15 protein-coding genes and 1 rRNA gene are annotated in these 19,148 nt (G+C 47.6%); 15 read left to right on the plus strand and 1 reads right to left on the minus strand.

What is annotated here, in order from left to right:
* The first annotated feature begins 181 nt into the window (after positions 1-181).
* From rrf to ihfA, 6 genes are all read left to right on the plus strand, one after another.
* Positions 182-296 (plus strand): 5S ribosomal RNA (rrf, locus tag MHM94_RS03400).
* A 654-nt stretch (positions 297-950) separates the two neighbouring features.
* Positions 951-1,997, plus strand: a complete 1,047-nt coding sequence (locus MHM94_RS03405) for a DUF2066 domain-containing protein (protein WP_328283029.1) — start codon at positions 951-953, stop codon at positions 1,995-1,997.
* A 6-nt stretch (positions 1,998-2,003) separates the two neighbouring features.
* Positions 2,004-2,705: a DnaA regulatory inactivator Hda gene (hda, locus tag MHM94_RS03410; RefSeq protein ID WP_235419152.1), complete on the plus strand. Its 702-nt coding sequence runs from the start codon at positions 2,004-2,006 to the stop codon at positions 2,703-2,705.
* 93 nt (positions 2,706-2,798) lie between these two features.
* Positions 2,799-3,779 carry a phenylalanine--tRNA ligase subunit alpha gene (gene pheS / locus MHM94_RS03415; protein ID WP_022943600.1) on the plus strand — a complete coding sequence of 327 codons (981 nt, stop codon included), beginning with the start codon at positions 2,799-2,801 and terminating at the stop codon, positions 3,777-3,779.
* A gap of 13 nt (positions 3,780-3,792) precedes the next feature.
* Positions 3,793-6,180, plus strand: a complete 2,388-nt coding sequence (gene pheT, locus MHM94_RS03420) for a phenylalanine--tRNA ligase subunit beta (RefSeq protein ID WP_235419141.1) — start codon at positions 3,793-3,795, stop codon at positions 6,178-6,180.
* Positions 6,181-6,182: 2 nt separating this feature from the next.
* Positions 6,183-6,482: an integration host factor subunit alpha gene (gene ihfA / locus MHM94_RS03425; RefSeq protein ID WP_022943602.1), complete on the plus strand. Its 300-nt coding sequence runs from the start codon at positions 6,183-6,185 to the stop codon at positions 6,480-6,482.
* Between the two features lie 46 nt (positions 6,483-6,528).
* Here ihfA and MHM94_RS03430 read toward each other — a convergent pair whose 3' ends face one another.
* Positions 6,529-7,323 carry a DUF2989 domain-containing protein gene (locus tag MHM94_RS03430; RefSeq protein WP_151172912.1) on the minus strand — a complete coding sequence of 265 codons (795 nt, stop codon included), beginning with the start codon at positions 7,321-7,323 and terminating at the stop codon, positions 6,529-6,531.
* A gap of 299 nt (positions 7,324-7,622) precedes the next feature.
* Between MHM94_RS03430 and MHM94_RS03435 the strand changes: the two genes are divergently transcribed.
* The 9 genes from MHM94_RS03435 to ccoG all read left to right on the plus strand — a co-directional run bounded on the left by MHM94_RS03435 (position 7,623) and on the right by ccoG (position 19,096).
* Complete coding sequence (locus MHM94_RS03435; RefSeq protein ID WP_022943604.1) at positions 7,623-9,068, plus strand: glyceraldehyde-3-phosphate dehydrogenase; 1,446 nt, start codon at positions 7,623-7,625, stop codon at positions 9,066-9,068.
* Positions 9,069-9,195: 127 nt separating this feature from the next.
* Entirely contained in the window at positions 9,196-10,323 is a 1,128-nt protein-coding gene (locus tag MHM94_RS03440) for a M14-type cytosolic carboxypeptidase (protein ID WP_130144824.1), read from the plus strand.
* 128 nt (positions 10,324-10,451) lie between these two features.
* Complete coding sequence (locus MHM94_RS03445; protein WP_026110926.1) at positions 10,452-12,119, plus strand: AGCS family amino acid carrier protein; 1,668 nt, start codon at positions 10,452-10,454, stop codon at positions 12,117-12,119.
* Positions 12,120-12,186: 67 nt separating this feature from the next.
* Positions 12,187-12,516 (plus strand): hypothetical protein, encoded by a 330-nt coding sequence (locus MHM94_RS03450; protein WP_022943607.1) that lies wholly within the window; start codon positions 12,187-12,189, stop codon positions 12,514-12,516.
* Positions 12,513-12,794 carry a DUF1315 family protein gene (locus MHM94_RS03455; protein ID WP_022943608.1) on the plus strand — a complete coding sequence of 94 codons (282 nt, stop codon included), beginning with the start codon at positions 12,513-12,515 and terminating at the stop codon, positions 12,792-12,794. Before MHM94_RS03450 ends, MHM94_RS03455 begins: the two co-directional genes overlap by 4 nt.
* The gene (locus MHM94_RS03460; protein WP_235419140.1) at positions 12,784-15,492 is read left to right on the plus strand and encodes a DUF349 domain-containing protein; all 2,709 of its coding nucleotides are present in this window, start codon (positions 12,784-12,786) and stop codon (positions 15,490-15,492) included. The genes MHM94_RS03455 and MHM94_RS03460 overlap by 11 nt, the downstream gene beginning before the upstream one ends.
* Complete coding sequence (locus MHM94_RS03465) at positions 15,489-16,052, plus strand: DUF1439 domain-containing protein (protein WP_235419139.1); 564 nt, start codon at positions 15,489-15,491, stop codon at positions 16,050-16,052. The genes MHM94_RS03460 and MHM94_RS03465 overlap by 4 nt, the downstream gene beginning before the upstream one ends.
* 73 nt (positions 16,053-16,125) lie before the next feature.
* A complete protein-coding gene (locus tag MHM94_RS03470; RefSeq protein ID WP_235419138.1) occupies positions 16,126-17,553 on the plus strand; it encodes a sigma 54-interacting transcriptional regulator in 1,428 nt (475 codons plus the stop codon).
* 163 nt (positions 17,554-17,716) lie between these two features.
* Complete coding sequence (gene ccoG, locus MHM94_RS03475; protein WP_138547143.1) at positions 17,717-19,096, plus strand: cytochrome c oxidase accessory protein CcoG; 1,380 nt, start codon at positions 17,717-17,719, stop codon at positions 19,094-19,096.
* The last annotated feature ends 52 nt before the right edge of the window (positions 19,097-19,148 follow it).

Here is a 19,148-nt window from a genome sequence, read left to right on the forward strand (position 1 = left end):
GCAGGATGTGGAAGCGCTGCAAGGCGTTAAGCTAACCTGTACTAATTACCCGTGAGGCTTAACCATACAACGCCAAAGTGGTTTGTATGTGACTGTTTAAGCACAGAAGTTAAGAGACTAAAGTAGATTTACTTGTACAGCTTTCCAAATGACTAACACGCCGTGTTAGGCCAAGTTTATGCTTGGTGATAATAGCGTTCTGGACCCACCTGACCCCATGCCGAACTCAGAAGTGAAACGGAACTGCGCCGATGATAGTGTGGGTTCGCCCATGTGAAAGTAGGTCATCACCAGGCTCCTAATTAGAGAGACCCGTTGCAGAAGTGCAGCGGGTTTTTTTATGCGTGTAGAAAAGAACCCCACACCTGTAGGCAAGGCTTCAGCCTTGCATCATCCTAGTCAGGGTAAATCCTGACCTACAACACACCGAAACCCCTGTCACCACACCTGTAGGCCAGGCTTTAGCCTTGCGTCATCCTAATCAGGATAAATCCTGACCCACAACACAGCATCACCCTTTACCACACTTGTAGGCAAGGCTTTAGCCTTGCATCACCCCAGTCAGGGTAAAACCCTGACCTACAACACAGCATCACCCTTTACCACACTTGTAGGCAAGGCTTTAGCCTTGCATCACCCCAGTCAGGATAAATCCCGACCTACAACACAGCACCGCCACTCATCGCATCCGTAGGCAAGGCTTTTAGCCTTGCATCACCCCAGTCAGGGTAAACCCTGACCCACAACACAGCACCATCTGTCACCGCACCTGTAGGCAAGGCCTCAGCCTTGCAGCATCTAGTCAGGGTCACAACACAGGGATACATCAATCATTGTAAACTGCCTATATTCAGGCTCTCTTCATAGCCGTTGTTAATCTTAGCGAACCTTTTGCTTTGTTTTAGTCTTTGCTTTAGGATCAGGGCATTATGATTGAGGTATGAAGCAACGTGATCCGTAATTTATTCCTGCTATGTGCAATGTTTATCGCCTTTTCAAGTCAGGCGATAGAAGTAAAAGGGCTGTACCAGTATCAACAGCCAGTAGATGATAAAACTCGTGCCAGCCGGGTCACGGCAAGTCAGAACGCATTATTAAATGTAGTGATCAAGGTCACGGGCGAGCCTGATGCAACGAACAACCAGGTTGTGCGGGGCGCATTATCTGATATCTCCGATTATATGACTAAATTTGAATACGGCGATAACGAAGGGCAATCATACTTAAACGTGCAATTTGACAGCAACAAGGTCAATACCTTAGTCAGAGAAGCCGGCTTGCCACTGTGGGGCAATCGCCGTCCTTTGGTGGTCATTTGGTTGGCGATTGAAGATGGCTGGCGACGGGAGCTGCTCACTGCTGATACCCACCCGCAAGTCGAGGAGTTACTGTCAGATCGTGCCTCTCGTCGCGGGCTCCCCATTGTTACTCCTTTACTCGACCTTGAAGACAGACAACATGTCGAAGTCACCGACGTATGGGGAAATTTCAGTGACTCGCTGGACATCGCTTCGCAGCGCTATATGGCAGAACGCGTTGTGTCAGCGAGACTCTATCAAGATGAACGCTCCGGAGCGTGGGAGCTCGATTGGCGCTTTACCAATGAAGATCAGTTCGAGGCCACCCGACACAAGGGCGACAAGCAACAGGTTATTCTCGATATGGTCGACGCGCTAGCCAGTGCCCTTGCCAGTGAGTATGCAATTGATGCGGCTTCTGGCTATGACGCACAGCAGCAAATGCTTAAGCTGTATAACACCACCAGTTTTGTTGATATCGAGTATGCCTTGCGGCGGTTACGTAGTCTAAGTGTGGTCACTGATGCCAACGTCAGTCATGTTGCTAAAAAGTTTATTGAAATAAATGTCAGTCATACTGGCAGTGTTGATGACTTGCGCAAAGCACTGACGCTTGATTCCTACTTTAGTGATTATCGCGACCCAGATAAGTTTTATTACTCCACTAGCAATGACGATCTTGAGTATGCGTGGCAATAACTGATGATGCAGCATTCGCAACTGGCATTGCCTGTTACTTTACCTGATGATGAAACCTACGCCAGTTACTTTGGTGGCGAAGACTCGTTAGAGGTTAATCACTTAAAAGCGGCCTTTGAACACCTGACACAGCAATTTCAGTACACCTATTTATGTGGGTTAGGGGACTCGGGTAAATCGCATTTACTTTATGCTACCTGTATCCATGCCCAAGAGCAGGGCTTGTCCAGTATGCTGCTGTCGTTAAGTGAAGTGCAGCAGTTTGGCGCTCAGGTGTTAGAGGGGCTCGATACCCTCGATGTGGTATGTATCGACGATTTGCACTTAGTCGCCGGTGATGAGACCTGGGAAAAAGCCTTATTCAACTTTTTCAACCGTTTTAATGAGCCGGGCAAGCTGTTGCTGATTTCCGCCGATTTATTGCCGGATATGCTTAATATTACGCTGCCGGATTTAGAATCGCGTCTGAAATGGGGCACTACCTTACAAATCCGCTCGATGAGCGATGATGATAAGGCTCAAGCATTAACAAATAGAGCGAAAATGCGCGGTTTAGAACTTTCTGATGATTGTGCGCGTTTTTTATTGACGCGCTTAAGCCGTGACATGCGTGCATTACTCGATGTATTGGACACACTTGATCATGCCTCTATGGCAGCGCAGCGAAAGCTTACCATTCCGTTTATAAAAGCCACTTTAAAGCTATAGAAAGCGCCGCTCAGGGCTAGAATCAGAGCGGCCCTTTGGTTATCATAAGTGGTTAAATAAACACTTTAAATTATCACCCTAGTCAGGTATCCGATGAACTTAGAAGCGATTTTGGCTGACGCCTTAAAGGCGGTTGATTCAGCCAGCGAAATCGCGCACCTAGAAGATGTGCGCGTAAACTACCTTGGAAAGAAAGGTGAAATTACCGGGTTACTGAAAACGCTTGGTAAAATGGCGCCAGAAGAGCGTAAGAGCGCCGGCCAAGTGATTAACCAAGCCAAGCAGCAAGTGACTGAAGCGATCAATGAAAAGCGTGAAGCGCTGAACGCAAAAGCATTAGAGCAAAAGCTGGCAGCAGAAACCATTGATGTCACCTTACCTGGGCGCAATATGGCCAGCGGCGGCATTCACCCCGTTACCCGGACCATTGAACGCATCGAATCTTTCTTCGGTGAGTTGGGTTTTGCGGTGAAGCAAGGGCCAGAGGTGGAAGATGATTTCCACAACTTTGATGCCTTGAACATTCCTGCACATCACCCGGCACGCGCGGATCACGATACCTTCTACTTCAACCCCAAGTTAGTATTACGTACGCAAACCAGTGGTGTACAAATACGTACCATGGAAACTGAGCAACCGCCTTTGCGTATTATCTCGCCAGGTCGTGTGTATCGTAACGATTACGATCAAACGCATACGCCGATGTTCCATCAGGTTGAAGGTTTGATGGTGGATACAGACGTTAGCTTCACTGAACTCAAGGGCATTCTGCACGATTTTCTTCGTAACTTTTTTGAAGAAGATATGGAAATTCGTTTCCGCCCCTCTTACTTCCCATTCACTGAGCCATCGGCAGAGGTTGATGTGAAAGGTAAAGACGGCAAATGGTTAGAGGTTCTTGGTTGCGGTATGGTGCACCCGAATGTGTTGCGTTCAGTTAATATCGACCCTGAAAAATACACTGGTTTTGCCTTTGGTATGGGGGTAGAGCGCCTTACCATGTTGCGCTATGGCGTTAATGACTTACGCGCATTTTTCGAAAATGATTTGAAATTCCTAAACCAGTTCCGTTAAGAGGTCGTGATAAATGAAATTCAGTGAAAAGTGGTTACGTGAATGGGTGAACCCGGCCATCGATAGCGACGCACTTGCGGAGCAGCTGTCAATGGCGGGACTGGAAGTGGATGCATTAGAGCCAGCTGCAGGTCAGTTTAGTGGTGTGGTTGTCGGCGAAGTTGTCGAGTGTGGTCAGCACCCTGATGCCGATAAACTACGTGTGACGAAAGTAAACGTCGGTGATGATGAGTTACTTGATATTGTGTGCGGCGCGCCTAACTGTCGCCAAGGTATCAAAGTGGCAGTGGCCAAAGTCGGCGCGGTATTACCCGGCGATTTTAAAATCAAAAAGGCCAAGCTGCGTGGTCAGCCGTCGCATGGCATGCTTTGCGCATTTGTAGAGCTAGGTATCAGTGAAGAGGGCGATGGCATTATGGAATTGCCAGCCGATGCGCCCATTGGCACCGATTTACGTGAGTACCTAAGCCTTGATGACCATATTATCGATGTTGATTTAACGCCGAACCGCAGCGATTGCCTGGGTATTAAAGGCTTGGCTCGCGAAGTAGGGGTGCTAAACAACCTGGACGTGAATGAACTGACGATTGCGCCAGTAGAGCCCACCATTGATGATAAAGTCAGCATTGAGCTAGTTAACGAGCAAGGTTGCCCTCGTTACCTTGGTCGCGTAATTAAGGGCATCAATCTTGATGCGCAAACGCCGCTGTGGATGGTTGAGAAATTGCGCCGCAGTGGTATTCGCTCTATTGACCCTGTGGTTGATGTCACCAACTATGTGTTGATTGAGCTGGGCCACCCGATGCATGCGTTTGACTTAGCCGCCATTGAAGGTGGTATTAAGGTACGCAGTGCCAATGGCGGTGAAGAACTGGTTTTGCTTGATGGCAACACTGCGAAACTCAATGAATCGACGCTAGTGATCGCCGATCATAATAAAGCCTTAGCCATGGCGGGTATCTTTGGTGGTGAGGGCTCTGGGGTCACCGAGAAAACCAGCGATATTTTACTTGAAAGTGCCTTCTTTAACCCTGTCGCTATTGCCGGTCAGGCACGAAGCTATGGGCTGCACACTGATGCCTCGCACCGTTATGAGCGCGGAGTTGATTTTGCGCTACAACGTGACGCAATGGAACGTGCTACGGCATTGTTACTTGATATAGTCGGAGGTCAAGCTGGCCCTGTTGTTGAGGCTGTTGCTACAGAGCAGTTACCAAAGGTCACAGCGGTTACTTTACGTCGTGAACGTTTAGACCGTGTGATTGGCTATCATATCGATGATGAAACCGTGACCAATATCCTGCGTCGGTTAGGCCTAGACGTCCAATTCACAAACGGTACTTGGCAGGCCGATGTGCCCAGTTATCGCTTTGATATTCGCATCGAGGAAGACTTAATCGAAGAAGTCGCTCGGGTCTATGGCTACAACAATATTCCTAATGTTGCGCCAATGGCGAAACTTAGCATGACAGCTCACAACGAAGCGTCAGTGCCGGTTAAGCGTTTGCGCGATACCTTAGTGACGCGCGGTTATCAAGAAGCCATTACTTATAGCTTTGTTGATCCTAAGGTCCAGGCTGCCATTCATGGCGATGAGCAAGCATTGCATTTACCGCACCCTATTTCGGCGGACATGTCGGTCATGCGTCTATCGTTGATGCCGGGGTTACTGAATGCGTTGGTGTACAACCAAAATCGTCAGCAACCACGCGTGCGCTTGTTTGAGCATGGACTGAAGTTCATTGCTGATGAACAAGCTGAAAATGGCGTGCGTCAGCAGGCCGTATTTGGTGGCATTGTCTCGGGCACAAGTTATGGCGAGCATTGGAATGTACCAAGCCGCGCGGTCGACTTCTATGATGTCAAAGGGGACGTGGAAGCGTTACTGGCGTTATGCAATGACAGTGCGCGCTTTAGTTTCAAAGCACAGCAATGTGATGGTTTGCACCCGGGCCAAAGTGCCGCTATCTTTGTTGATGGGCAGCAGGTCGGTTTTGTTGGTGCTGTGCATCCACAGTTGCAAAAGCAGCTTGGTATTAACGGTGCAGCCTATGTCTTTGAAATCGAAGTAGCCGCAGTGGCTACCCGTGTTCTTCCAGAAGCTGTAGGAATATCCAAGTTCCCATCGAACCGCCGAGACATCGCGATTTTGGTGGAAGACAAGGTTCATGCAGGTGATGTTTTAGCCACTATAGAAAAAGTTGGCGGAAATCAATTGGTTGACCTAAACTTATTCGATGTGTATAAGGGCAAAGGTATCGAGCCAAATTATAAGAGTTTGGCAATTGCTCTGACACTGCAGGCGGTTGATAGAACGCTCGAAGAGAAAGAAATCAACTTAGTTGTCGACAACGTCGTGGCCGCATTGGCCAAAGAGTTTAACGCATCGTTGAGGGACTAGATATGGCGCTTACCAAAGCCGACATAGCTGAACACCTATTTGAGAAGTTGGGGATCAATAAAAAGGATGCCAAAGAACTAGTTGAAGCGTTTTTTGAAGAAATCCGCTCAGCTTTAGAAAATGGGGAGCAAATTAAGCTTTCCGGCTTTGGCAACTTCGATCTTCGTGATAAGAAAGAGCGACCAGGTCGTAACCCCAAAACCGGAGAAGATATTCCTATCTCGGCGCGCCGAGTGGTCACTTTTAGACCCGGACAAAAGCTAAAAACCCGTGTTGAAGTGGGCACTAGCAAATTAAAGTAATAAAAAAGCAGCCTGAAGGCTGCTTTTTACTTTTTATGGAATTTACTTATGAGCGGGGCGAGCGGAATTGTCCGCTCATGATTTGCTCGTAAGTAGTTTGTGCTAAGGTATCTAGGCGCTCGAGATCATGCCCGTCATCTAAGGCTCTTGCGCGCAAAGGCGCAAAGTCAATGTTTTCCACGCCGGCCTGCTTGGCCACCACCGCAAAGGTATACGCTAAATTATACTGTTCTTGCTGATAGAAAATATTGACCAGTGAAGTAAGCACTTCAGGGTGAGGCTGTTGTTCAGCACCATTAAGCTCAAGACTACGGTATAAGTGATCCAAGGTCTTTTCGGTGTCTACCTTCATGTAATAGCTAGCGAGGTAAAACTGTGCATCTCGGCTGTTTTTTACTTTTGTGTCTTCTTGCATCGACAGCAGTTTTTGCAGTGCACTATTATCGTTGTTACGCGACCAGTGAAAATACAGCAGCCCTGGGTGATTACTACCACGGGTTTCATAAAGTAAGCGATTAATTTCTTTTTGTGCCGTGTGATAGCCCTTATAACGTGAGGCGGTCTTTTCTTTAAGCTTTATGTGTTCAATTTTTGAAGCGAGATTGACACATTGGCTGTAACGTTCAAAGTCTTTTAATAATTGGTATTTTCGCTCCAAAGTCGGCTTTTCATACTCATGAAAGCGACTTATGATCACTTCTGCGCGTTCATGTCGGCAGTGACTGTCTGTGTTTAAGTCATTACACATAGCCGGAGTTTGCTCACAGACTTCCCGCACTGTCAGGCTTGAGTCACAGCCGCTCAACGTTGTAACTAAGGCCAAGCCGATAATAAGTCGCATGGTTATTCCTTTTCTTTGTATTAGTGCGCTCACACCATCATGTTATGCGCTGAAATTGACGTTACTTTTCGTCAATGGGTGTAAAACCGCTTTAGTCATTGATTTTATTGTAGCTCAAAGCGTTATAGGGAGACACCTTGTACCCAAGAGTAATGTAGAGGTGGTTATTGCTCGCGCTTTGCATTAGAATATGCCCGCCTGCTAGGAGGTATATTGTCCTTGATCACGCTCTCACTTTGTGATGACACATTCCCTCCTCGGGCTATATCCGTTCAAAACAAATTTCAAAGGCAGAAACAATGACCTCATCTCACGAGCAAGAGTACTTGAACAGCTGGCAAGAACGCCAAGACTACGCTGAAAGTATGCAACCCATCATTGGTAAACTGTATCGCAACCGTGGTATCGAAATTGCCGTTTATGGCCGCCCTCTGGTCAACGCCAGCACCATCGATATTATCAAAGCGCACAAAACCGTGGCGCAATTTGAAGACTCTAAACTACGTCTGCGCGAAAGCTACCCGGTGTTAGAAGCGATCAGCAACATGGAACTTAGCTCTGGCCGTATCGATATTGGTAAATTGGCTTACAGCTTCCTATATAAAGATGCGGCCAAAGGTCGCTCGTTAGAAGAATTTTTAAAAGACGAGCTTGCAGAAATCACTAATCCAGGTGAGCCAAAAGCACCGCGTGATGTGGTTTTATATGGTTTTGGCCGTATTGGTCGCTTGTTAGCGCGCTTGTTAATCGAAAAGTCAGGCCCGTATGCCGACTTACGTTTACGCGCCATTGTAGTACGTGGTGGTAAAGATGGGGATCTTGAAAAACGTGCTAGCCTATTGCGTCGTGATTCAATTCATGGTCCCTTCAATGGCTCTATCACCGTTGATAATGAGCGTAATGCCATTAAAGCTAACGGCAGCTACATCCAAGTGATTTATGCCAACTCGCCAAGTGAAGTTGATTACACTGCATATGGTATTGAGGATGCGTTAGTTGTTGATAACACTGGTATTTGGAAAGATGAAGCAGGCCTAGGCCAACACCTAGAGTCAAAAGGTGCTTCGAAAGTATTACTAACAGCACCGGCAAAAGGCGATATCAAGAACATTGTTTACGGTGTTAACAACCAAGATATCAAACCTGAAGATAAAATTGTGTGTGCTGCAAGCTGTACCACTAACGCCATCACGCCGACGCTAAAAGCTTTAAATGATAAGTTTGGTATTAAAAATGGTCACGTTGAGACCGTACACTCATACACTAACGACCAAAACTTAATTGATAATTACCATAAAGCTGAGCGCCGTGGTCGCGCTGCTGCGCTCAATATGGTTATTACCTCTACTGGTGCGGCGAAAGCTGTATCCAAAGCCTTGCCTGAACTTGAAGGTAAGCTAACCGGTAATGCTATTCGTGTGCCGACACCGAATGTATCAATGGCTATCCTTAACCTTAACTTGGAAAAGGGGACCAGTGTTGAAGAGCTGAATGCCTTCTTACGCGAGACCGCGTTACACTCAGAGCTACGCGATCAAATCGATTACACCGCTTCAACAGAAATCGTCTCTACAGACCTCGTTGGTAGCCGTTACGCCGGTGTGGTGGACTCCCAAGCAACTATTGTTGATGGTGAGCGCGTTGTGCTTTACGTTTGGTATGATAATGAGTTTGGTTACAGCTGTCAGGTTGTGCGTTGTATGCAAGACATGGCTGAAATTGCCCACCCAAGTTTGCCGCGCTAATAAAAACCAAGTTAGTTCACAGCCGGTCGCTTTTTAGCGCACCGGCTTTTTTGTTGTTAATTGTTGCTCTGCAGGGGCTGTGCTAGTCTGCGAGCATCACTACTTCTCATGTCTGAAAGGATAAAGTATGAACATCACCAGTAATTTCGATAGTGGTAATATCAAGGTTATCGCCTGTGAATCGCCACTGGATATCCAACTTGAGATTAATAAAGACAATCAGTCCGCGTTTTTTCAATGGTTTCACTTTCGTCTAGAAACCACACCTTTCGTTGAACACTGCTTGCATATTAATAATTTAAAAGAGTCGGCATACCCAGAGGGCTGGGATGGCTACCAAGCCGTTGCGTCCTATGATCGACAAACATGGTTCCGTGTGCCTACGCGTTATGACAACGGCACCTTGATCATCGACTTTGAACCAGAGTGTTCTCAGGTGTTCTTTGCTTATTTTGCCCCTTACAGTTATGAGCGTCATCTTGATTTAATTTATTGGGCGCAAAGTCATGCTATCTGTGATGCTGAAAACCTCGGTACCACCTTGGATGGTCGCGATATGACGGTGCTGCGTATTGGCGAGCCAAGCGATGATAAGAAGGCGATTTGGATCACCGCTCGTCAACACCCGGGTGAAACCATGGCCGAGTGGTTTGTTGAGGGGTTATTGCATAAATTACTCGACGACGAGGACCCTCATGCGGCGAAGCTGCTATCTAAAGCGGTATTCTACATCGTTCCTAATATGAACCCTGATGGCAGTGTGCGTGGTCATCTGCGCACCAATGCTGCTGGTGTTAACTTGAATCGTGAATGGGCTACCCCGAGCATGGACCAGAGCCCAGAAGTTTACCTCGTGCTAAACAAAATGCGCGAAGTTGGATTGGATATGTATCTCGATATCCACGGTGACGAAGCACTGCCTTATAACTTTGTTGCTGGCGGCGAGGGGATCCCAAGCTATGACGCTCGCCTCGAGGATTTAGAAAACACCTTTAAAGATGCACTTTTGACTATTACACCAGAATTCCAAGATGAATTCGGCTATGACAAGGATGCTCCTGGCGAGGCCAACCTAACAGTGGCTTCTTGCGCCGTTGGTGAGGAGTTTAAAGCCTTGGCTTACACCGTAGAGATGCCATTTAAAGACAACGCTAACTTGCCAGATATAGACTACGGCTGGTCAGACAGACGGTCCTATCAGTTTGGGCAAGACACGTTAGCCGCCATTATCGCGGTGGTTGATAAGCTAAGATAACAAAAAGGCGCGTTTAAGCGCCTTTTTTATGCTTCATTTTAATAACAAATGCTTTAACATATTCGCAACCTTGTGAGATGCTGTCATAGTTCGCAGTTAGACATAATAATAAAAGAGGAAATATACCCGTGGATGCCCTAGGAAACTTCTTTGATACCCTCGACTCCATGCTTGGTGGTTCCGTTTGGTTCCCCTATGTTTTGCTTGGTGTGGGTTTATTTTTTACGATTTATCTAAAATTCCCTCAGGTTCGCTACTTCAAACATGCCGTGCGCATCGTCTCTGGTAAATATGATAAAAAATCGCACCAGGGTGATACCACGCACTTCCAAGCTCTTTCTACTGCGCTGTCCGGAACAGTGGGCACTGGTAACATCGGTGGTGTTGCTTTGGCCATCTCCATCGGTGGCCCCGCAGCACTGTTTTGGATGTGGATGACGGCATTTTTCGGCATGACCACAAAATTTGTGGAAGTAACGCTATCGCACAAATATCGCGAGAAAACCGAAGATGGCACCATGGCAGGGGGTCCCATGTATTACATGGACAAACGCCTAAACATGAAGTGGTTAGCTATTTTATTTGCCATTGCCACCGTTATTAGCTCCTTTGGTACCGGTAGTCTGCCGCAAATTAATAATATTGCCCAGGGTATGGAAGCCACTTTTGGTTTTGAACCTATGGCCACAGGGGCCGTTCTATCTATCTTACTAGCCTTAGTGATCCTTGGCGGCATTAAACGCATCGCCGCGATTACCTCGAAAATCGTACCGCTAATGGCCGCTGTCTATGTAATTGGCGCGCTCCTGGTCATTTTCTATAACATTGAGAATATAGGCCCTTCGTTTGCTTCGGTATTTACCGAGGCCTTCACAGGCTCAGCCGCCGCCGGTGGTTTCTTGGGTGCTAGCTTTGCTTATGCCTTTAACCGAGGTGTAAACCGAGGTCTATTTTCAAATGAAGCTGGTCAGGGCTCGGCACCTATCGCTCACGCGTCAGCCAAAGCCGATGAGCCTGTATCCGAGGGCATGGTGTCAATTTTAGAGCCGTTTATCGACACTATTATCATTTGTACGTTAACCGGTTTAGTGATCTTGTCATCAGGGGTGTGGAACGAAAAATTTGATACACACTTTGAGCGCAGTTCAATGACCGTGCTGCAAGGGAACTACTCAGACCAAAGTGATGAAGACCGCACCGATCTCTACAACTACCTTAACGGTAACGGCAGTGACGTTGCGCCTTACAACGGCACTATCAACGTAATTAACGGCAAAGCTATAAATAAAGATTTCACCATTTTGCACTCACGTTCAGTGGCTGAAGACCTGCGTTTTGGCATTACTGAGCGTCACGTCTACACCGGTGAAGTGGAAGTGAAAGATGGCCAGATAGTTGATGACAGTATCAGTGTGATGGGTAAATCCCTGGTGCACTCCGCCGAGCTGACCACGAAAGCCTTTACGCGTGGCTTCTTGGGCGACAATGGTAAGTATATCGTGTCTATAGGCTTATTACTGTTTGCCTTCTCCACGGCGATAGCGTGGTCTTACTACGGGGATAGGGCGATGACCTATTTATTGGGTTCGCGCTCGGTGATGCCGTATCGCGTATTTTATGTGGCCGGTTTCTTTTGGGCATCATTTGCCGACACCACGTTGGTATGGAAGCTCGCCGCCGTAGCCATCGTGGTGATGACCTTGCCGAACTTGTTTGGCATCATGTTACTGCGTAAAGAAATGAAAGACTCAGTAAAAGACTACTGGCAGAAATTGGAAAAAGACAAGAGCAATTAAAACCAGTACAATGAGGCGCCAGAAGGCGCCTTTTTTTATGGGCGCGTAGTTGCAAATAGGAGTAAGCATGGCCATCATTTCATGTCCACAGTGCCAAAAGTCGATTTCCGACAAACATCAGTCCTGTCCCCATTGCAATATCGCTCTAGAACAAATGAACGAGCAAGACCAGCGCCGTTTAGCCGCGCGAACTAAACTGCAAAAGCAACAGGGGTTGATGAATCAATCTTTCATTGCTTTGATCTTTTTCCTTGGTGGCTTCTTAGTATTGTATTGGCAGCAGCCGGAGCCTGGCTCATGGCAGCAAAATGCCTGTTACGGCGCCATCGTTCTCGGGTTTATCTGGTATCTAATTAATCGCGTTCGTTTGGTATTTTTGAAAAGAAAGAAGTTATGAATATTGAGCAGTTAGTCCAAGCAATTACTCCGCAAACCTTTGAGCGCCTGCAGTATGGTGCCGCCACTGGTAAATGGCCAGATGGGACACCCCTAAGTGACGAACAAAAACAACAAACAGTGCAGTTGGTCATGTTGTATCAAGCCAAAGTACTTAAAAGCGACGAGCAGTTCACCGTTGGTGAAAATGGTGAGCTAGTACAAAAATCCAAACAAGAACTTAAGAAGCAGTTCAAAGCAGACAATGAGATAGCCAGGTTTAGTGAAAATGATCTTTAAGCAGTTATTCAAACCAAAGTGGAAGCACCCTAATGAGAGCACGCGCCTAGGGGCATTGTCTCAGCTCGATAACCAACAACACCATGCTATATTGCAGCAATTAGCCAGCCAAGACCCGAGCAGTAAAGTGCGCTCGGCAGCACTAAAAAAACTCAATGACATCGATTTGTGGTGGCAGGCTTGCCAAAGTGACGCCGAGCCGGGTATCAAGCGTTTGGCCAATCAAAAAGTGGCAGAAGTGCTAATGCATTCACCTCAGGCTTTGTCGAGCGCAGATAAAGAGCGATACTTAGAGCGTTTCGCCAATGAGAAAACGTTAGAGCAACTAGCATTAGCAGAGAAAACCACAGCAACGAAAGTTAAATTAATTCATCGCCTTAATAAACCGCAGCTTACCGAACAGGTGTTCAGAGGTGCAGACGAAGCCTTGCAGCTGCAGTTGTGCCAGTTAGTGATTAATGCCCAGTTAGCAGATAAGCTAGTCAAGCATGCTCAAGGCGAAGCGAAAACACGGTTGGCACAGGCCATTGAAGAGCAGCAATTAGCAGCACACATGCCACAACAGGTAGCGCAGCAGAGTAAACTCTTGTTGGCGCAGCTGAACGCTTTGCGCGATAAAAACGACTACCAACTGGTCACAACTCAATACACTCAGTACAGCCATCAGTTTGCTCAACTAGAGACGCATTGGCTTGATGAAGAATTGCGAACGCAAAACGATGAGAAATTTGCCGTTTTGAAAAACAAGCTTGAGCGTCATATCGCTATTCTTGGCGAACAATATGAGCGTCAACAGGCGCAACAACAAGCGCAGCAACGCAGTGTGTTGGCATTGGCCAATTTAAGCGCGCTAGCGGAAGAGATCAGCAATGCCATGGCGTTACGTTTCGATGGAAATGAGCAAATTCAAACCGATTGGTTGCATGCCAAAGTAGCGCAAGCTGAAGATATGTTGCAAAGCCCCGATTTGCAGCCTGGAGCTGAGCTGACTAGTCAGCGCCAAGAGCTCAAGCGTTTATTTAAGCAAGTTGAACAACTTAGTGCCTATGAGCAAGATGTGGAGCAGTTGCGGGAGCGACTAAAGGAATATCAAGCTATGGCTGTTGCTGAAACCTCAGCTCAGCTTGATGCAGCACTTATGCGTGAGACTGAGCTTGCGAAAGAGATTCAACAGAGTTTGTCGGCCTTACCTAAAGAGCTTGCTGGCGTATGGCGCCAATCATACCAGCAAGCCAAAAAGGCATGGTTTGCGCAGATGCAGCCACTATTAGATGCGCAGCAGCAAACCCTTAACCAAGCGCGCAAAAAGACAAAAGACTTGCGTCGTTTAATTAATCAAGGTCGCTACCGCGTTGCTTTCGGCGTGTTTAATGGGTTAGAGACGCTGTATCAAGAGCTCACCGAGCATTACCGCCAACAAGTCAGCCGAGAATATGAAAGCTTGAAGACAACCTTGAGCGAGGCTGAAGATTGGCATCAGTATGCTGGACAATCACAGCAAACGCAGTTGCTCGAGGCTGCGCTCGAGCTGGCGCAATCACCTTGTGACGATGCCAATGAGCGTTTAGCCGCAGTGAAAAAGTTACGTAAAAGCTGGCAACTATTGGGCCCGCACGTAGAGGCGCAAGCCAAGCAAGAGTTTGAACAACAAATCGAAACCGCGTTTGCGCCCTGTCGCGACTATTTTGCTGAGCAGCAGGCACAAAAGGAACAGGCGGTGGCTGAGCGCGAGGCGTTGATTGCACAGATGCAAACCCTCGATGCTCAAGCACAGCAAGCGGATCATGATATTGTGTCTTTAGAAGCCCAATTTAATCAGCTACTAAAGCAGTGGCGCGGCGCTAAACGGTTAGAGAGCAAGCTTTATCATAAGCTCAACAAAGCTTTCAACGAAGCACAAACGGCGATTGCTGAGCGCGTACAAGATTATTACCAGCATAATGCCAGTGCCAAAGAGGCTCTGCTAGAGCAGGCTCATCAGGCGCAGCAGCAAGATGTGTTTGCCGCCACCCATACATTGAAGGACTTGCAACAACAATGGCAGCAAGTGGGCTTCGCGGGTAAGAGTAAAGAACGTAAACTATGGTTAGCGTTTCGACGTATAAATGATGCCGTTTTTGCTCAGCGTGATGAGGCCAAAGAACAGCGCCAGCAGGTACATAATGATTTGCTCAATGAGCAACAAACACAGTTAGCGCAACTGCAACAACAACTGAATGCATGTAAGGAAGCTGGGGATTACCAAGAAGTGGTGCATACTGTATCGGCGCTCAACGTAGAGCGGCCGTTGCAGGATATGAAAAAGCAACTACTGGCACAGGCCCAACAGTCGCTACATACACTTCAGGCGGCACAGCGCCATGCGCACTATCGACAGCTACGCAGTGCACTGTCGCAAGGACAGGCGCTTGATAAGCGTTGGTTAAGCGACAGCAAGCTAGCATTAGCCGCTGAACAATTACTTGTTCGCCTAGAAGTGACAGCTAATATTGACAGTCCATCGAGTGACGCCAGTTTGCGTATGCAAGAGCAAGTGACCATGCTTGATGAAAAGCACCAAGGTGTGGCTTATAGCCTGGATGATTTGCTTATTGCCTGGCTCAACGCCGTTGGGGTTAATGAGCAATACCTATGCCTAGGGGAACAACAACAGCTTAATCGTATTGTTAGCGTGCTCGAAGCCGTGGAGAGTCAATGAAAAAGTTTTTAATCGTCGCCGTTTGTTTACTTAGCTTAGCGGGGTGTGCGTCGCACGCCCCTGTGTCGGTTTATTCGCTCAGTGCAACGCAATTGGAGCAGAACTTGCAATCTAATAGTGAGCGTTTGCAAGGTGAGGTCGAGCTTATGGGCATGCCTATGCGCATGCAAGTGAACGATGTCGGCGTTGATATTGGCCCTAAGCAACACCCCGACAGTGTGCAACTCAGTGTTGATAACACTGTATTTGTCCAAGCTTTGGCATTAAAAGTTCCTGTGCGTGTACGCTTGAGTATTGCCGCAAAGCCAGTGTTCAACAATGATGACGACGCGGTTTATCTGCAAGACTTCACTATTATTAATGCCGACGTTGATGCCATGGGCTACCGAGGCAAGCTAGCACCGCTGTCGCAACAGGTGCAAGACATCGTCACGCAAGCACTACGTCAATACCCGGTCTATACCCTCAATAGCCAAGATCCGAAGCAAGCTTTGTTATCGCGCTTTGACCTTGCTCTGGCTGTCAAACCCGGTGAAATTACCCTAACCAGCGGATTATAGTCAGCCGCCTCTGTTTATCTCTTTGCCAAGCGAGTATAGTAACGATATGTCGTTACCTCGCTTGGAATGAGTAATGGACCAATCACTCAAACACTTTCTTCATGATCCTAGACTGCTGCTTGATGCTGCAGGAGAGGGTATTTATGGCTTTGATCGCGATGGTAATGCGGTCTTTATCAATCCCGCAGCAGAGCGCATGACCGGCTGGCAAGCCAGTGAGCTCCTCGGTCAGCAGATCCACCGTTTTCACCACCATAGCCATGCTGATGGCAGTGACTACCCAGCCTGTGAGTGTCCAATCTATCGCACTGTGGTCGACGGCCAACCACGGACGATCAGCAACGAGGTGTTTTGGCGTAAAGATGGCAGTCAATTCCCAGTGGAATATACCTCCACACCTATTTATAAAGATCAACAGCTGATTGGTGCTGTGGCGATATTTCGTGACGTATCACAGCAGCGCAGTACTGAGCAGGCGTTACGCGAAGCACTCTCACGAGTGAATGAGCTTAGCGAACAGTTGCAGGCAGAAAATCGCTACTTGCTAGAAGAGATCAATGCGCAGTGGCAAGACAGTGATTTAGTGGGTCAATCGGTCATTTTTCAACAAATGATGCAACAGATTGAGCTGGTGGCTAAAACTGACAGTACGGTACTGATCCTCGGTGAAAATGGCACTGGTAAAGAGTTGATTGCGCGACAGCTACACAATCGCTCCCAGCGTTGCAATGCACCCTTGGTTAAGGTGAACTGTGCGGCTTTTAGTGCGAGCTTAATTGAGTCCGAGTTATTTGGTCATGAGAAAGGCGCGTTTACCGGCGCTCAACAGCGGCGCAAAGGGCGCTTTGAATTGGCGCACAAAGGCACGTTATTCTTAGATGAGGTCGCAGAGCTGCCGCTAGAGGCGCAAAGCAAGCTGCTGCGAGTATTACAAGAACAAGAGTTCGAACGGGTCGGGGGGCAGCAAACTCTGAAAGTAGATATTCGCCTTATCGCCGCCACTAACCGCGATTTATGGGCCATGGTTGAACAAGGCAGCTTCCGCATGGACTTGTATTACCGCCTCAATGTCTTTCCGCTACGGGTGCCAGCGTTGCGCGAGCGCATTGAGGACTTAGAGTTATTAGTGGCGCAGTTACTCAGTAAGCTATCACAGAAGTTGGCCAAGCAATTCACAGGTATCAGTGCGCGCAGTCTTAACCGTCTTAAGTCCTACCACTGGCCGGGCAATGTGCGTGAGCTGCAGAATATTCTCGAACGAGCCGCTATTCTCACGCAAGGCCCAGTTGTGCATATCGATGATATGCAATTATCGGAGGCGGCGCGCGAAGAAGGCACAGAGATAAGAACTCTTGATAGCGAGCAAAAGCGCTATATCGAATATGTGTTATCTATGTGCGGTGGACGTATCAATGGACAGGGCGGAGCCGCGCAACGGCTCGGTTTGGCACCGAGTACACTGCGCTCAAAAATGCAAAAATTGGGCGTCAACCGCGAGTAAAAAATAGGCAGGGTGTCGATATATCGATAAAAGTGTCGATATATCGTTATTTTGCGTCCAAACTATTTTTTAACTCACTGAAATTTATAGCTTTTAATACCTATTGTTATGGCACAAGACTTGCGAATACCCGCTTGTTCTCAAGCAATGACAAGCAAGTATTATGAAGTTCGATATTAAAGAAGAAGATCTCATCATTAAGCCCTATAAGCAGTCTGGGCCTATTTATGTTCGTGAACAAAAAGGCCGTTACCAACGCATTCGTAGGGTTATGAGTTGGGCATTGATGATTGCCTTTATTGCCCTTCCTTGGATTTCTTACCAAGGCCAGCAGGCGGTGTTGCTGGATGTGGCGCAACAACAATTTCGGATATTCTCTATTACGTTCTTTCCCCAAGATTTTATGATCCTAGCTTGGGTATTTATGGCTGGCGCCTTCGCCTTATTTTTTGTGACTAATTGGCTGGGGCGCGTATGGTGCGGCTATATGTGTCCACAAACGGTGTGGATGTTACTGTTTACCTGGGTCGAGCATCGCATCGAGGGGACCCGTAATCAACGTATAAAGCTCGATAAACAGCCTTGGGGCTTTAACAAAGTGATGAAAAAAGCAGCCAAACATGCAGCTTGGCTTGGCATTGCATTTTTCACCGCAACCACCTTTATGAGCTACTTTATTCCCGCCAAGGAGCTTTATTCACAGATGCTAGCCTTTACTTGGGGTGGGTTAACCAGCTTTTGGGTGTTTTTATTTGCTTTGTGCACCTATGGTAATGCCGGTTGGCTGCGCGAGAAAATGTGTATTTATATGTGCCCTTATTCGCGGTTCCAATCGGTAATGTTCGATAAAGACACCCTGATCGTCAGTTACGACAGTGAACGCGGTGAAACCCGAGGACCACGCAAGCGTAAAGTTGCACGTGAAGAGCTCGCACTGGGGGATTGTGTTGATTGTAAGCTGTGTGTCGAGGTGTGCCCAGCTGGCATCGATATTCGCAATGGTCTTCAATATGAGTGTATTAACTGTGGTTTATGTATTGATGCCTGCGACCAAACCATGGATAAATTTAACTATCCTCGTGGTCTTATCAGTTACACCAGTGAGCGCCAACAGGAGGGAGGTAAAACCTCTATACTGCGGCTGAAGCTATTGGGTTATGCAGCGATGACGGTGCTGGTATTTGTGGTCATGGCGTGGTGGTTGAGCAGCCGCACACCATTGGAGGTGTACGTTAGTCGTGATAGGGGCGAGTTGTCGCGTACAGATTATCGAGGCTGGGTTGAGAATCCCTACCGTATCTCGGTGGTCAATAAAACCCAACAGCAGCAAGCGTATCAAATCAGTATTGCTGGCTTAGAAGGGGCGAAGCTGGCGGTGCATGGCGGCCTTTCTTTAGCTCCGGGAGAGCAAAAAGAGATCCCCGTGACAGTCAGTATTGATGGCTACGAACTGGCCAAAAAAGTGAGCACTTTGACGTTTGTTGTTGAGCAAGCGAGCGATCCGAGTACGCAGCAGCGCAAAGAAACACGCTTTTACAAATAAGCAGTGTGAGCTGCCACGCTTATAAAGGTAAAGAGACAAAAAAGGGCCACTG

Origin of the sequence: Pseudoalteromonas sp. CNAT2-18.1 (genome assembly GCF_022347865.1) — a bacterium.
In the GTDB taxonomy this organism is placed as follows: domain Bacteria; phylum Pseudomonadota; class Gammaproteobacteria; order Enterobacterales; family Alteromonadaceae; genus Pseudoalteromonas; species Pseudoalteromonas ruthenica.

Bases quoted from the DNA above. Each gene is read 5' to 3' on its own strand.
- MHM94_RS03460 (WP_235419140.1), top strand. From the start codon at position 12,784: ATGATCTTTAAGCAGTTATTCAAACCAAAGTGGAAGCACCCTAATGAG.
- pheS (WP_022943600.1), top strand. From the start codon at position 2,799: ATGAACTTAGAAGCGATTTTGGCTGACGCCTTAAAGGCGGTTGATTCA.
- MHM94_RS03435 (WP_022943604.1), top strand. From the start codon at position 7,623: ATGACCTCATCTCACGAGCAAGAGTACTTGAACAGCTGGCAAGAACGC.
- MHM94_RS03430 (WP_151172912.1), bottom strand. From the start codon at position 7,323: ATGCGACTTATTATCGGCTTGGCCTTAGTTACAACGTTGAGCGGCTGT.
- ccoG (WP_138547143.1), top strand. From the start codon at position 17,717: ATGAAGTTCGATATTAAAGAAGAAGATCTCATCATTAAGCCCTATAAG.
- MHM94_RS03455 (WP_022943608.1), top strand. From the start codon at position 12,513: ATGAATATTGAGCAGTTAGTCCAAGCAATTACTCCGCAAACCTTTGAG.
- MHM94_RS03470 (WP_235419138.1), top strand. From the start codon at position 16,126: ATGGACCAATCACTCAAACACTTTCTTCATGATCCTAGACTGCTGCTT.
- MHM94_RS03440 (WP_130144824.1), top strand. From the start codon at position 9,196: ATGAACATCACCAGTAATTTCGATAGTGGTAATATCAAGGTTATCGCC.
- hda (WP_235419152.1), top strand. From the start codon at position 2,004: ATGCAGCATTCGCAACTGGCATTGCCTGTTACTTTACCTGATGATGAA.
- pheT (WP_235419141.1), top strand. From the start codon at position 3,793: ATGAAATTCAGTGAAAAGTGGTTACGTGAATGGGTGAACCCGGCCATC.
- ihfA (WP_022943602.1), top strand. From the start codon at position 6,183: ATGGCGCTTACCAAAGCCGACATAGCTGAACACCTATTTGAGAAGTTG.
- MHM94_RS03450 (WP_022943607.1), top strand. From the start codon at position 12,187: ATGGCCATCATTTCATGTCCACAGTGCCAAAAGTCGATTTCCGACAAA.
- MHM94_RS03465 (WP_235419139.1), top strand. From the start codon at position 15,489: ATGAAAAAGTTTTTAATCGTCGCCGTTTGTTTACTTAGCTTAGCGGGG.